10 protein-coding genes are annotated in these 14,501 nt (G+C 42.9%); 7 read left to right on the top strand and 3 right to left on the bottom strand.

Features of this window, described 5'->3' with window-relative positions:
- Nucleotides 1–30: 30 nt before the first annotated feature.
- The 3 genes from M3O96_RS09390 to M3O96_RS09380 form a co-directional block, all read right to left on the bottom strand.
- Nucleotides 31–1,869 carry a M64 family metallopeptidase gene (locus M3O96_RS09390; protein WP_249720090.1) on the bottom strand — a complete coding sequence of 613 codons (1,839 nt, stop codon included), beginning with the start codon at nucleotides 1,867–1,869 and terminating at the stop codon, nucleotides 31–33.
- 286 nt (nucleotides 1,870–2,155) lie between these two features.
- Complete coding sequence (locus M3O96_RS09385) at nucleotides 2,156–3,523, bottom strand: FAD-binding protein (protein WP_249720089.1); 1,368 nt, start codon at nucleotides 3,521–3,523, stop codon at nucleotides 2,156–2,158.
- A gap of 52 nt (nucleotides 3,524–3,575) precedes the next feature.
- A complete protein-coding gene (locus M3O96_RS09380) occupies nucleotides 3,576–5,546 on the bottom strand; it encodes a glycoside hydrolase family 127 protein (protein ID WP_249720088.1) in 1,971 nt (656 codons plus the stop codon).
- 15 nt (nucleotides 5,547–5,561) lie between these two features.
- Here M3O96_RS09380 and M3O96_RS09375 point away from each other — a divergent pair, with 15 nt between their 5' ends.
- The 7 genes from M3O96_RS09375 to M3O96_RS09345 all read left to right on the top strand — a co-directional run bounded on the left by M3O96_RS09375 (nucleotide 5,562) and on the right by M3O96_RS09345 (nucleotide 14,473).
- Nucleotides 5,562–5,912 (top strand): hypothetical protein, encoded by a 351-nt coding sequence (locus M3O96_RS09375; RefSeq protein WP_249720087.1) that lies wholly within the window; start codon nucleotides 5,562–5,564, stop codon nucleotides 5,910–5,912.
- A gap of 30 nt (nucleotides 5,913–5,942) precedes the next feature.
- On the top strand, nucleotides 5,943–6,641 hold the full coding sequence (locus M3O96_RS09370) for a 6-phosphogluconolactonase (RefSeq protein WP_249720086.1): 699 nt from the start codon (nucleotides 5,943–5,945) through the stop codon (nucleotides 6,639–6,641).
- Nucleotides 6,642–6,899: 258 nt separating this feature from the next.
- Nucleotides 6,900–8,540 carry a hypothetical protein gene (locus tag M3O96_RS09365; RefSeq protein ID WP_249720085.1) on the top strand — a complete coding sequence of 547 codons (1,641 nt, stop codon included), beginning with the start codon at nucleotides 6,900–6,902 and terminating at the stop codon, nucleotides 8,538–8,540.
- A 7-nt stretch (nucleotides 8,541–8,547) separates the two neighbouring features.
- A complete protein-coding gene (locus tag M3O96_RS09360; RefSeq protein WP_249720084.1) occupies nucleotides 8,548–9,777 on the top strand; it encodes a radical SAM protein in 1,230 nt (409 codons plus the stop codon).
- Between the two features lie 192 nt (nucleotides 9,778–9,969).
- On the top strand, nucleotides 9,970–12,519 hold the full coding sequence (locus M3O96_RS09355) for a DUF7133 domain-containing protein (RefSeq protein ID WP_249720083.1): 2,550 nt from the start codon (nucleotides 9,970–9,972) through the stop codon (nucleotides 12,517–12,519).
- A gap of 17 nt (nucleotides 12,520–12,536) precedes the next feature.
- The gene (locus M3O96_RS09350; RefSeq protein WP_249720082.1) at nucleotides 12,537–13,640 is read left to right on the top strand and encodes a sugar phosphate isomerase/epimerase family protein; all 1,104 of its coding nucleotides are present in this window, start codon (nucleotides 12,537–12,539) and stop codon (nucleotides 13,638–13,640) included.
- A 41-nt stretch (nucleotides 13,641–13,681) separates the two neighbouring features.
- Nucleotides 13,682–14,473, top strand: coding sequence for an SDR family NAD(P)-dependent oxidoreductase (locus tag M3O96_RS09345; RefSeq protein ID WP_249720081.1), 792 nt, complete (start codon nucleotides 13,682–13,684; stop codon nucleotides 14,471–14,473).
- Nucleotides 14,474–14,501: the final 28 nt, after the last annotated feature.

Genomic DNA, 14,501 nt, shown 5'->3' with positions numbered 1-14,501 from the left:
GTTCAGATTTTCTTGAATTTAATTGCCCAATTACCTAACAATGCTGAACCTTAAGGTTTTAAAGGATTTTTGAGATTTCAATATGATGTAATATTGTCCTAAATGGAATCCCTTGACGTCTATTGGTATGACATTTACATTTTTTTCAAAAGAACTTATACTTCTTAGTATTCTTCCGTTGATATCCAAAATTTCAATTGATTCTAATTGATGATCAATTAATTTGAGGTATTCGATATTGACTATATCATCAGCAGGATTGGGATATAATTTAAGCCCGTTTGAAAGGGCCTCTTCTTCTGTGAGAATGATATTTACAGTAACCGTAATTTCGATAGAAGCTGAATTATCACAGGAATCAAAAATTGTATATACCACTTTATTTTCACCGGCATCATTTCTGGTAAACTCGGTTTTTGAAAGGGTCATTTCTTTAATTTCACAATTATCAAACGAACCATTATCTACATCTATAGGATTCACGATGGCAGTTCCTTCATAATTGACGGAGATTTCAATGTCTTTTGCTTTGATAGTAGGTTTGATTTTATCATCTACCGTAACGATCACATCCCTCTGAGATTCATTTCCACTAGCATCTTTGGCTTTGAAAACAACCTTATTTGTCCCTATATCCGCACATGTGAAATTTTCCTTTGAAATGCTGATTTTTACAAGCTCGACATCATCATACGTACCACCATCTATATCTTCTGCACAAACGGTAGCCTTTCCTTTTTCATCGAGGTTTATTGTTATATTTTTTGTTACCAAAACAGGTGGAGTACGGTCCGGAAAAGGTGCCGTTACGGTAATAAACTCTTCTCGGAAAAAAACATTTTCACCCAAATTATTACGTGCTTTTAAAGTAACCTTATACTTTCCTTGAGTTCGGTAAGACACCTCAGGATTTTTTTCATTGCTTACTTCAGGTATTCCCCCTTCAAAAGTCCACTCCCAAGATGTGGGATTGCTGGTGGACAAGTCAATAAATTTAACCTTCTCTGCCGGCTTGATTTCCAACTTATTTGCACCAAATAATGCGGTGGGTTTTGTAGGGGTATCGGGTGTTGAAAGTGCTGACAACCGGCCTGACAATTGATGGGAACAAACATCACAAAAATTTGGACCAAGAAACCTCATTTTACAATTTTGATGAGGTCTTTGCCAAGTGGGCGATTCAGCATGAGGGTAGATCCCAATACCGTTTCTATTCAAAAAGTCTTTCCATCTAATTGTTTGCGGATTGGTGTTTTGGGTCATATTATGCCTTTCCCGGGCATATTGGGGGCCAGCCCAGTATTCATCCGCTAGATTACCAAAGGAATGTCCCAATTCATGAATCATGATCTCCGTTGCAGATGAATGGGTTGAGAAAATGGCAAAGGCTCCACCTGAACCTCCATATTTGGGATCATTCACCACGACTACGCCAATATCATAAAAAGGTGTATTGGCAAATAAGACAGATGAAACCTTCTGGGACCGCCAGGTATAAAGCAATCTTTCAATATTAAAAGACCAGTAAGAGCTTCCAAAATAGTTATCTATTAGGTTATTAGGATTCATTGCTGCGCCGGACACGTTTGAATTTACTTTGATAGCATATACATTAATTCCATTTCGATAATTTCTCCATGGAGGTTGGGCAAGCATCCCGGTAGTTGCATTTTTGGCATCACTGAGAAATTTGTCCTGTTGTGATTCGGTATAGCCATCTCCCACTATCACGATGTTGGTTACTTCATTTGGGGAACCACTATAATGAATAATCTCCATAGGCATCAACTGCGCCTGAGACTGACAATAAATTAAAAATAAAAGAAGCGTTATAACAGCTTTGAAATCCTTGATGTAAAATTTTCCCATGGCGTGCTTTTTTTAAAAATCCAGTAAAACAATTGTGCCCCTATCTGATCAATGTGATTTGCCCAAAACAGCAACACACAGTATCTATTCAAAAAACTTGGAAAAGAAATAAACCCAAACAATGGTGAGCCAAATCCAACTACAGTTTGATTTTTGATAAGATTTAACTGTGATCCAGATTGAGGAAAAGAAAGTAGTCCATTTTCAAAGAGATATTATTATAATTGGTGGTTTAATTTACCGAAAATAATCTATTACAGCACGTAATATTTAATTTTTATTTTCCCTATTTCCCAAAAATATTTTGATCAATAAATTCATTCCTAAATTTTCCTTCGGGGTCGTGTTTGGCTAGAAGGGATTTGAATTCCTCCATTTTTGGGTACCGCTCTTGAAGTTTTTGGGAGGAAATGGTGAATAACTTCGCCCAATGCGGTCTAGGATTGAACGGTTCCAACTTGGCTTCCATCTGAGGCAAAAGTGCCATGACTTCAGGAATTTCCTGTTTCCAAGTGGTATGAACCGCGATAGAATCCCTTTGGTAGCAGGTACTCATCCACAGCTCATCTGCTTTGATACTTCTGATTTCGGAGATAAAAAGGTGAGGATGGATTTGATCTGCCATTTCCTTCACCGCCATCAGCGCTTCGTAGCCATTTTCCATTGGTACAAAATATTCTGATTGGAGTTCCTTGCCCGCACTGGGCTGAAACTCCATCTTGAAATGTGGCAAACGCTCATACCAAGGACCTGGAATCGCAAGTTGTTCGGAACAACTTTCAGCAGACATCTCCTGCACAGGATGCATGTGCACTTTGGCCTGTTTTGCCCCAAAAAACTCTTCAGGAAAATCTAGCACCTCGCCGGGCACTACTTTTCTCTTTACCCAGACTTCGTTGACATTGTCACTTTTCCAGTCAAGAAACAAACTCACGCTATAACCTGAAGCCATGATTTCTTGGAAATTGTCCTTCAAGGCTTCCATGGGCATATCCAGGTACACGACTTGAGCCACCTCAAAAGTGGGAAGCAGGTCCAAAGTCACTTTGGTCACAGGGCCAAATCCTCCCAATCCAACTACGGCACCAAAAAAATCTGGATCAGCTTCTTTCGAAAATTGAACCAAATCACCTTTGGCATTGACAAACTCAATCGCGGCAACTCCCGTGGAAAGGTTTCCGTTTTCGACTCCAGAGCCATGTGTGGCTGTGGCTATCGTACCAGCAACGGAAATATGCGGCAAAGAAGCGAGGTTATGAAGGGCATATCCGTTTTGATGAAGGTATGCACAGAGTTCTCCGTACTTGATCCCTCCTTCTACCGTCACTTGGTTTTTTTCCTTGTCCAAGGAAATGATTTTGTTCAGGTTTTGGAAGGAAATGAGGTTATCGCTGCTGTCAGCAATCTTATTGAAAGAATGCCTCGAACCCAGTACCCTCAGTTTCTCACATTTTTTGACCAAAGCCTGTACTTCTTCCACAGTTTTGGGATAATGTATCTTGGACGTGCTGAACTCAAAATTTTCAGCCCAGTTTTTCAAGGATTCGGTGGTCATTGTTTGATTAGGTTTTTGGGGGGAGCAGGATATCATCGGTTGGATCAAAACCCCTCCAACAAGGAGGGAAGAGTTTTTGAGGAAGGTTCTTTTGTCCATTTTGGGTTTTGTCAAGAAAGAGTTTTTATTTTTAAATGGCAGCAATGTTTTCTCAATAATTCACCTTCAACTCTTTCACTTTGGTCGGTAGCCAAACCTGCATTTCATTTGCTCCTCGGTTGGCCCAAGTATAATAGGGAATGGCGGTGATGCTCTTGGTTTCGGTTTTTACAGTGGAGCCGTCTTCGGAAACGGTCACGACCGGCACATTTGCTTGAATGGCCATCACCCTTTCATTCAAGACCTGATATTCCACTTCTTTAAATTCGGTATTCGCAGGTACCACGATATTCCACGCCCTTCCTGCATTATCGGCACCCTCCACACAATAAACCAAAGGCCCTCTTTGCAAAGCAATTCTGTCACGATTGGCTTCTACCTCATTTCTTGATTTTACTTTCCTGATTTCCATTGGCAGAGAATATTGGACCACATCTCCTTTGCTCCATTTTCTGGAGATCGTGATATATCCATTTTCTTGGGTGTATTCCACAGGCTTGCCGTTGAGTGTCAGCGTATATTTTTCTTTGGCAGTTCCCTCGAAGCGATACAAATCCCCGGGTACCGGCTGTTCTTTTGCCCATCCCGGCAACCTTAAATTGAAGCTGTATGTGATTTTTTTCTCAGGATTCATGGCGATGTTCACCACGCCATCCATTGGGAAATTGGTTTTGATTTCCACCGGAACATTTACCTTTCCCATTTGGATATTGGTATTGCTTCCGATAAATAAGTTAACCCAAATCCCGTCATCCGAAGTAGCATAGATATAGTCACCGACAGAGGCCACCAATCGGGAAATATTGGAAGGACAGCAGGCAGTTCCGAACCAAGCCCTACGGGAATGTTGCCCATTGGAAGCAAGGGGATTTCCATAAAAGAAACTATCGCCCCGAAGACTTAACCCATCCAATGCTGCATTGTATAGACTCCGCTCTAGGACATCGATGTATTTGGAATCCCCTTCCAGGGAATTCATGCGCTGATTCCAAAAAACCATGCCCACTGAGGCACAGGTTTCGCTGTAAGCTCTTTCGTTTGGAAGGTCATAATCGACAGAAAAACCCTCATTGCTGCCTGAGGAACCAATGCCCCCTGTGATGTACATGTTGCGGTAGACCACATCTTCCCACACGGTTTTCATGGCATTCATATACCCATCGTCATTTTTTGCTGCGGCGACATCTGCAGCACCGGTGTAGAGATACATTGCCCGGACGGCATGTCCTGTGATTTCTTTTTGTTCCTTGACAGGCACGTCATCTTGGGCATATTTGGGACCCCAATGCTTGTTTTCCCAGATCCCTCCTACTCCATGGCCACGGCCCCTTTGATCCAAAAACCAATCCGAAAGTTCGAGGTACCTTTCCTCTTCGGTCAACTTGTATAATTTGACCAAAGCCAGTTCGATCTCCTGATGGCCTACTACCCAAGGCCTGTTGGCTTGTCTGAAAGTCTGATCAATATGGTCAGCCATCTTGATACCGACATCGAGGAGTTTTCTCTTTCCGGTAGTTTGGTAATAAGCCACACCCGCCTCGATCAGATGCCCTGCGCAATATGCTTCGTGTTTGTCCATGTCTTTCCACCTATTCTCCAAGCCTGTCAAGGTGTAAAAAGTATTGATATAACCATCGGCCTCTTGCGCTGCGGCGATCTTATCGATCCATTCGTCCGCCTTGGCTTCAAGTGCAGGATCAGATTGGTTTTTGAGGGAATAGGCAATTGCCTCCAAGGCCTTGTAGACATCACTGTCATCATAATAAATCCCTTCATGGGTCTCCCCGGCTTTCCTCGCTGCTTTCTCAAAATTCCGAATACGGCCGGTCTCGACTTCAGTTTGCTGAATACAAACCTGCAAGGCGGTGGAAGCTACTTTTTCAAGTTTTGGTTTCCAAAAAGCATCTGTGATCGTCACTTCCGAGTAACTGACAGGTGTCAACCTGACCAATCCGGATTGGCTTGTGGCTTTTTCAAAAACAAAAAGCATCAGGAAAGAAAGCAGGAACAGTTTGATTTTCATGGGTTTTTGGGTTGAATGGAAAACAGAAAGCAAGGCATTGATTGGATTTCCACGAGTATTGAAAACACCTATCCAAAATCAGACAATCGATTTTGGGCACCTATACAAATATATCCAATTGAACCAATTTTGCCAGAATTTATACTTGAATGGGAAAATCAAACATGGATATACGCTTCTTTGCCAGTAACGCCATATTCTTCTTCATGGGGACGGAAGACGGAAGTCGGAAGACCGATGTACCGGATATTTCAGTCTGCAAACAAAAATTTAAATGGATATCCAATCTACTGGCATAATTATGTACATACATTAAATCAAAATACTGGAGACCATCATGTGCAATTACCTGCCTGTATTTTCTGATTTCATTGATGGTTTTGATAGATTTGGATTATGAAAATCACCTATCTTGAAAATTACGATTCCCTAAGCCAATATGCTGCAAAGCTTGTCATGGATGAGGTACAACTCAAAAGAGACCTCTTGTTTTGTGCCGCTACGGGAAATTCTCCTACGGGAATGTACGCCGAAATGGCAAAAAACAAATCCCTCTTTGACCGGATGCGTGTAGTCAAAATGGACGAGTGGGGAATCATTCCGCTCTCCCATCCTGATTCCTGCGAATCCTACATCAAAAAACATGTGTTGGAACCTTTGGAAATTCCGGCTGAAAGGTATGTTGGATTTGATACTGCACCCGAATCGGTAGCGGCCGAGTGCACGAGAATGCAAAACTTTATCAGCGATCAAGAGCCTTTTGACATTTGTATTTTGGGATTGGGAAAAAACGCCCACATTGCTTTCAATGAACCTGCTGATTTTTTGCAGCCTTATTTTCATAAAGCTGTTTTGGCACCTTCAACCATACAGCATGACCCGGCATTGTCACAAGGTCCGGAACCAGCTTATGGATTGTGTGTAGGCATGAAGGATATCCTTGAGACAAGAAAAATAATATTCCTCATCACGGGCAAAGGCAAACAGGAAGCCATCAAACAGATTTTGGACAGAAAAATATCAACACAATGTCCAGCATCTTTCCTTTGGATGCATCCCAATGTGGAGTGTTTGATAGATAAAAACAGCTTGTAAGTTAATGTCAGGAATCCTCTTTGGATTCCTTTTCCTTGTTTTGAAAAGAATAATCGGGAGTATTTTTTTGTATCCAAATAGATTTTGATAATATTTAGTTGAAAGAATAATTGGCAGCAATTCCTATTTGAATTTGGATTTTTTGCCAAAAAAACTCTTTAATGTCCTCCATACTTTGGTTAGATTTAGAATATAGTATCGTGTTCGTCGATTTTTTTTCTGACTTACCAAATACAGTTTAACCCAAAATAAATAGTTATGAAAGAGAAACTATTAAAACGGATCCCAGGCCTCATTTTCGCTTTTGGATTTCTGATGTCTGTTGGCTGCAATTACTATAAACCTATCCCCAAATCGGCATCTGCCTCCCCGGAAACCAAAGCAAGTCAAATAGATTCACTCAACCAAAAGACTTTTATCGTGCACAGCAGCCAAGGTATTTTTTTGCTGCGAAATATGCAGATCAACAAGGAAAAACAGGAACTGGAGGCGACCTTGGATGTAGTTCCTCCACAATACCAAACATACATCAATGATGTTGATGGAAAATTCAGGTATAAATCCAGTGCACCTGCTGTGCTCCATGAAGTCCATATCTATACAGATATGGACGAAATCGGCGAAGTGGGGACCAATGTAGTTATTCCTCTCTCTGACATCAGTAAAATTGAGTTGATCGAAAGAGACAAGGGAAGAAGTGATGGCAATACGGTTTTGGCCGTAATTGGAATCACCATAGGGACACTCGCTTTAATTTCGGCGATTTATGTTTTGACAAAAAGTTCTTGTCCTTTTGTAAGCGTGTTTGATGGGGAAAATTACGCACTACAGGGAGAGTCTTTTGGCGGTTCCATTTATCCTTCTTTGGCACGGGAGGATTTCGTCCCTTTACCTGCAGCTGCGATTGGCAATGAGGTAAAAGTTCAGATCAGCAATGAACTGAAAGAAAGACAATATACAGATATGGCTGACCTGATTTTGGTAGAGCATCAGCCCGGTGACCAAATTACAGTCAGTCCAAATGGCAAATTGCACCTCGTCAAACAAAATATTGCTCCCACCTCTGCAGTTCTCAATGACAGAACTGACATGCTTGACCAAGTCAGAGTTACAGACAATATCCCCTGTTCTTTCAATGATCTTTCACACCCATCTTCAGTCAATGAACTTGTACTCAAATTTGACAATCCGGGGGAAGGGAAGAAGCTGAGTCTGCAGGTCGATATGAGAAATTCGATGTGGCTGGACTTTTTGATGGCGGATTTCACAAGCCGATTTGGCAGTAAGTATGTAAGCTGGACAGAAGATCAAAAAAAGCGACCTGCACAAGAATTAATTGCTTGGCAGGAAAAACAGAATATGCCTTTGACTATTGCTGTCAAAACCAAAGACGGGTGGAAATTGGTGGAAAAAGTAAAAACGATAGGTCCTCTAATGAACAGGGAAGTTGCCATTTCTCTAGAGGATTTTGACTTGGGAAATGCCCCTATCGAAATCTCTCTCACTACAGGTTTTATGTTTTGGGAAATAGACAGAGTTTCCTTAACAGAGGTGGGTGCAGTTGCGGATAACTCCATCCAGATCCTCAAGCCCTCACAGGCAATAGATGAAAAAGACCGAGACATTTTAACTCCCATACTCGAAAAAGACGGGATTTACCTAGAGCAACACCAAATCGGAAACAGGGCTTACCTTACCTATGACGTCAGAGAATATTCTAAGGAAAAGGCATATTCAGCTTTCCTTTATACCAAAGGATATTATGAACCGATCCGGGAATATGAAGGACCTGCAGACCGAAAGTTTTTGACCAAATTTCTGGAACCGGGAGCCTTCCCAGATTTTAGCAGAAACAAATACCAAGAAGTCACCCAGTCAGCTTATTTGAATGCTAAATAATCCGGAAATGGAAGAAACTGTAATCAAAACACCGGGTGTCAAAAGGCTAATCTTTCCGGACATGGTAGAAGTTAACCCTTCCGAAGCCACTCCCTTGCAAAAGCGGAATGTGCCGGGATACTTCCTTACGATATGGGTAGGTATTTGGGTCAATCTCCATATGGCCCTCCTCGCCTTCCGTGCCTACAAATCAATTAAGAAAACAAGAACCGCGCTGCGTGGATTACAGGAATTCAAAGAGAAAGCATTTGCAAAAAATGGCAGGAGAAAGTTCAGTGTCAAAAACAAGCAGTATTGGTTTGGGCTATATTTACCGCCTTTTCCATCCAAAAATTTTGACAGGTTTATCTTGACAGAGTTAAACCGCTACGTTCCTCATTTCACTCCTATCAATGCCCATCAACAGGTAAATTTTGCGATTTCGACCAAATGTCCCATGCGTTGTGAGCATTGCTTCGAATGGGACAACCTCAATCTGAGAGAAACTTTTACCCTACCCCAACTTCAGGAAATCGTCAAAAAACTCCAGTATAATGGATTGGGCCATATTTCCCTTAGTGGTGGAGAGCCCATGGTGCGGTTTGAGGATATGGTGGAACTGATCAGATCAGGAGAAAAAAGTACCGAATGGTGGATTTTGACTTCAGGATTTAACCTGACAGAGGCGAAAGCAAAACGCCTGAAAGATGCTGGGGCAACAGGTGTGGTCGTGAGTCTGGACCACCATGATGCCGAAATAAACAACAAATTCAGAGGGCATAAAGATGCTTTTGGACATGCAATCAATGCGGCAAAAGCAACTGTAAATGCGGGACTCACCCTTGCCATTTCTGTATGTATCACCCGCGAAAATGCAATTGAAGAATTCTTGACGAAGCACACTTCTTTGTGTGAAAATTTGGGAGCTGACTTCATTCAATGGCTCGAACCAAGAGCCGAAGGCCATTACAGAAACAAAGAAGTGATGCTTCTACCGGACCAAATCAGTGTTATGGAAGAGTTGTTTGTAGCCTTCAACCACGATCCGAAAAACAACCACTTCCCTCCTGTCATGTATCATGGATACCACCAAAGACGAGTTGGCTGTATGTCAGGAGGAAAATTCAGTTTTTATATAGACGCATTGGGAATGGTCCATTCTTGTCCTTTTTGCCATTCTAATGATTTCAAAATCACCGATTGGTTGGAAATGCCAAAAATTGGAAGAAAGGAAATCACAGCCTGTACTTCATTTTAGGTTTGTAATCCAAACGAGTTTAAATTAATTCAGGTGGAATATTATCAGCCAATCGGATTTTTTTCCGCCTCTGTAAAAGATGCTTGTGTATCAGGGGAATAAATTGCAATTTGGGTTTGAGCTACATTATGATTTTCAGGGACTTGATTGCTTGAAAATCAGATTTTGCTCCGATTAGCAACAAACCCTTTCATGCCTATTATCCGGAAATTTTTACTCCTTTTCTCTATTCTAATTTTGAGCCAATGCTCAGAAAAGAAGGCTCCTTTTCGGGAAGATTCCTCTCCGCCAAAATCACCCCAAGAAGAACTCGAGACTTTTGAAATCGAAAAGGGATTTAAAATACAATTGGTCGCGGCTGAACCCATGGTGCAGGATCCGATAGCCCTGACATTCGATGAAGATGGCAGGCTTTGGGTAGTCGAAATGAGGGGTTTTATGACCGACATCGATGGTACTGAAGAGCAGCAACCTCTCGGTAGAATTTCTGTTTTGGAGGACGAAGATGGCGACGGAGTGATGGACAAAAGCACCATCTACCTTGACAGTCTCATCATGCCGAGGGCTTTGGGACTTATAAAAGGTGGTGCCCTAGTCGCAGAGAACAATTCCCTTTGGATCACAAAAGACATAGATGGTGACCTGAAGGCAGATTCAAAAGTACTTTTGGACTCTACTTATTCCCAAAATGGCATTCCTGAGCATTCCGACAATGGCCTTTTGAGGAATATTGACAACTGGTATTACAATGTGAAGTCAAAGTTGCGGTACAAAAACCTAGGCGGAGAATGGGTCCGGGACAGCACCGAAGCCCGGGGACAATGGGGTATCAGCCATGACGATCAGGGAAGGTTGTTTTACAATTACAATTGGTCCCAATTGCATGCCGATCTCGTTCCTGCCAATTACCTTTCCCGAAACAAAAACCACTCCCCTTCCACCGGAATTGACCATGGACTGACGATAGACCGGCGGATATTTCCGATAAGACCAAATCTTGCTGTGAACAGGGGTTATATCCCCGGTACTTTGGATGAAGAAGGAAAACTTCTTGAATTTACATCTGCATGTTCTCCACTCGTATTCAGGAGCACATTATTTCCAGAGGAATATTATGGTAATGCTTTTGTCTGCGAAAATGCTGGAAACCTTGTAAAAAGGAACGTCGTCAAACAAAATGGTATTTTCTTAGAGGCTTTTGACCCAAACCCGGGTAAAGAATTTTTGGCCTCCACCGATGAACGCTTCCGGCCTGTTAATTCAACTATTGGACCGGATGGCGCAATGTATATTGCTGACATGTATAGGGGAATGGTGCAACATGGATCTTATGTGACTCCCTATTTGAGAGAGCAGACATTGAAGCGAGACTTGGTGTTTCCTGTTCATTTGGGCAGAATCTGGCGGATTGTTCCGGAAGTTTGGGAACCTTCTCCAAATCCAAAACTTTCCAAAGAAAGCTCCATGGACCTAATCAAGCGCCTTTCTCATCCTGATGGCTGGCACAGGGACATGGCCCAAAGACTCTTGGTCGAGCGGGAGGATGTATCCATAAAATCGGATTTGGAAGACTTGGTCCGAAACGGAAAATCCGAATTGGGCAGGTTCCACGGACTTTGGACTTTGGAAGGTATGGGTTTGATAGCAACAGACTTGCTTTTCGACTTACTTGATGATCCATCCATTTTGCTACAAAATACCGCAATAAGGCTTTTGGAAATTTTTGCACTCCAAGATAAAACCATTCAGACCAAACTCGGACAATTATTGACCTCCAAAGTAATGGATGCTCCCATTGAAGTTTCTCTGCAAATGGCTTTGAGTGGTTATGCCCTGAATAAAGAGGATGCTTCGGGAATATTGGAAAAAATAATTTCCCGCTTTGGGGAAAATGCATTGGTCAGGGATGCGGTCATGAGTAGTCTTGGTAACCGAGAATTTGATTTCTTGGATAAGTTATGGATATCTGAAAATTGGAAGACAACAGATCCAGCCAAAGAGATATTTTTGGAAATGCTGACTGTTTCCATTGTCAAGAAAAGAGATCCAAAAGAACTGGAAAGCCTACTGACAATATTGGATGATTCTCCTAAGGATTCGGATTGGAAACATCAGGTCGTCCTTACCGGAATGGCCATCCAAGCAGCAAATAGTAGAACAAAAGGGCCTTTGGCTTTGAAAAAAGAACCTCCATTGTTTAAAAGAACTGACCTTAAAATCGAACCTGCAAGAGTTGAGATGCTGAAATCCATGTTTTCTTGGCCGGGGTATACGCCAAAATTGTTAGAAATGTCAGCCAATTCTCTTGATGAAAAAGGGATGCAACAGTTTGCTTTGGGCAGGCAAAAATACCTGGTAACCTGTGCCGGTTGTCACGGTTCGGACGGCGCTGGAGTCAACAGGATGGGACCGCCGTTGGCTGCTTCGGAATGGGTGATCGGTGATGAAATCCGGCTTTCCCTCATCCTCCTCCATGGCATGGAAGGTCCATTGGAAGTATCAGGTAAAAAATATGACGCTCCGGAAATCCTTCCCGTCATGCCCGCCCATTCGACCATGGATGACGCTTCCATCGCGGCAATCTTGACCTATATCCGAAATGAATGGGGAAACCAAGCTCCTGCCATCAGCGGCAGAACTGTTTCCTCTACCCGTCATACCTCGCAGGGAAGGGTGTATCCATGGACCGCTCCCGAACTTATCCGACATACCGACTCTTTGTCTGTCCTCAAACCTAACTAGAAACCCATTCCGCCTATATGAGAGCCTCCGATAATCACACCTCCTCCTTTTCTTCTGAAAGAAGGAATTTCATACAAAAAACAGGATTGGCAGCATTGGCGATGGCTTTTCCATTGCCTTCTTTTTCCATGAATTTTGAAGGGGTTTCGATGGGAATAGTGGTCCACTCCTATGGAGCAAGGTGGAATTCGAAATTCCCAAGCGAAAAATATCCGGGTTTCGAAAATGCCCTCCAACTCATCAACCACTGCCATCAGATCGGAGCCGGGGGCGTACAGGTTGGAGTCAATAACTGGACCTCTGATTTTGCCCAAAAAGTAAGGGACCAAAGGGAAAAGCTTGGAATGTACCTGGAAGGAAGTATTGGTTTGCCTAAGTCAAAGGCTGAGATTGACAAATTTGAGAAGGAAGTTTTGGCATCAAAAGAAGCAGGTGCGACAATCCTGAGGACTGTTTGCCTGAGTGGTAGGAGGTATGAAAATTTCAAAACGGAGGCTGAATTTCTTGATTTCAAAGCAAAATCCATACTATCACTTCAGTTTGCGGAGCCCATTGTAAGGAAGCATAAAATAAAACTAGCAGTCGAAAACCACAAAGACTGGCGCGCGGCTGAATTGGTCGAAATCATCAAAGGACTGGACAGCGGATGGATCGGAGTAACTTTGGATTTTGGAAACAATTATTCCCTTCTCGAAAAATCGGAAGATGTCATCGACCTTTTGGCTCCTTATTCATTTTCCACCCATATTAAGGATATGGGCGTCAAATCCTATTCCAAAGGCTTTTTGCTGTCTGAGGTTCCGCTTGGAGAAGGGATAGTCGACCTCAAAAAAGGAGTTGAACTTTGCAGGAAATATAACCCCAACATTACCTTCAACTTGGAAATGATCACAAGAGACCCTTTGGAAATCCCCTGTCTGGAAGAAGAATATTGGGCCACATTTGATAACATATCGGGTCCTGAACTTGCCGGAATTCTCAAAATGGTAAGGGAGAAATCCTTTTCCGGGGAGTTGCCTTATACACGTAACCTAGAACCAGAGCAGCGGCTTGGTTTTGAAGAAGCAAATGTCCTCGCCAGTCTCCGGTACAGCAAGAGCGAATTGGGGCTTGGTAAATAAATTGGAATAAAAATTAATCAACATTCATTTAAGATAAAAATATGAATACTTCAGTCAGTGAATTACCCGGAATCAAGCTTTTTGACCTGAGTGGCAAAGCCGCCATCATCACCGGAGGGTCCAAAGGGCTCGGTTTGGCCATGGCCGCAGGCTTGGCTTCAGCAGGTGCCAATGTCATGTTGGTCAGTCGGGACGGGGCTGTCGGAGCTGAGTCCGCCTTGGAACTGGAAAAAGCCTATGGCATCAAAGCCATTTCTTTTTCGGCTGATGTTTCCTCCAAGGAGCAGACAGAAGCAATGGCCAATGCTGCCATGGAAGCGTTTGGCAGGATAGACATCCTGATCAACAGCGCCGGAATCAATATACGTGGCGCAATTGACGAATTGAGTGAGGCCGATTTCAAAAAAGTAATGGATGTAAACGTCACCGGAACATGGCTTTGCAACAGGGCTGTGACGCCATTTATGAAAAAGGCCGGCAAAGGCAGCATCATCAACATGGCAAGTACTCTCGGCTTGGTAGGACTGGCCAACCGGACCCCGTATGCCTCAAGCAAAGGTGCAGTTGTCCAGATGACCCGCGCCTTGGCATTGGAATTGGCCCCTTTCAATATCACGGTCAATGCTATCTGTCCGGGGCCATTTCTCACAGAAATGAATTTGCCCATTGCAGATACCGAAGAGGGAAAGAAATTTGTGGTAGGAGCCACTGCCTTGGGAAGATGGGGCCATCTGAAAGAAATCCAGGGTGCAGCCTTATTGTTGGCAAGTGACGCCGGAACATATATGGTTGGTTCGATGCTGACGGTGGATGGTGGCTGGACAGCGAGATAATTTGGAATGAAGAATGTAAAATTCTGAA

Origin of the sequence: Aquiflexum sp. TKW24L (assembly GCF_023502205.1) — a bacterium.
Taxonomy (GTDB): domain Bacteria; phylum Bacteroidota; class Bacteroidia; order Cytophagales; family Cyclobacteriaceae; genus Cognataquiflexum.
This window is presented reverse-complemented; position numbering and strand designations above follow the sequence as displayed.

Bases quoted from the DNA above. Each gene is read 5' to 3' on its own strand.
- M3O96_RS09355 (WP_249720083.1), top strand. From the start codon at position 9,970: ATGCCTATTATCCGGAAATTTTTACTCCTTTTCTCTATTCTAATTTTG.
- M3O96_RS09360 (WP_249720084.1), top strand. From the start codon at position 8,548: ATGGAAGAAACTGTAATCAAAACACCGGGTGTCAAAAGGCTAATCTTT.
- M3O96_RS09385 (WP_249720089.1), bottom strand. From the start codon at position 3,523: ATGGACAAAAGAACCTTCCTCAAAAACTCTTCCCTCCTTGTTGGAGGG.
- M3O96_RS09365 (WP_249720085.1), top strand. From the start codon at position 6,900: ATGAAAGAGAAACTATTAAAACGGATCCCAGGCCTCATTTTCGCTTTT.
- M3O96_RS09370 (WP_249720086.1), top strand. From the start codon at position 5,943: ATGAAAATCACCTATCTTGAAAATTACGATTCCCTAAGCCAATATGCT.
- M3O96_RS09380 (WP_249720088.1), bottom strand. From the start codon at position 5,546: ATGAAAATCAAACTGTTCCTGCTTTCTTTCCTGATGCTTTTTGTTTTT.
- M3O96_RS09375 (WP_249720087.1), top strand. From the start codon at position 5,562: ATGGAAAACAGAAAGCAAGGCATTGATTGGATTTCCACGAGTATTGAA.
- M3O96_RS09345 (WP_249720081.1), top strand. From the start codon at position 13,682: ATGAATACTTCAGTCAGTGAATTACCCGGAATCAAGCTTTTTGACCTG.
- M3O96_RS09390 (WP_249720090.1), bottom strand. From the start codon at position 1,869: ATGGGAAAATTTTACATCAAGGATTTCAAAGCTGTTATAACGCTTCTT.
- M3O96_RS09350 (WP_249720082.1), top strand. From the start codon at position 12,537: ATGAGAGCCTCCGATAATCACACCTCCTCCTTTTCTTCTGAAAGAAGG.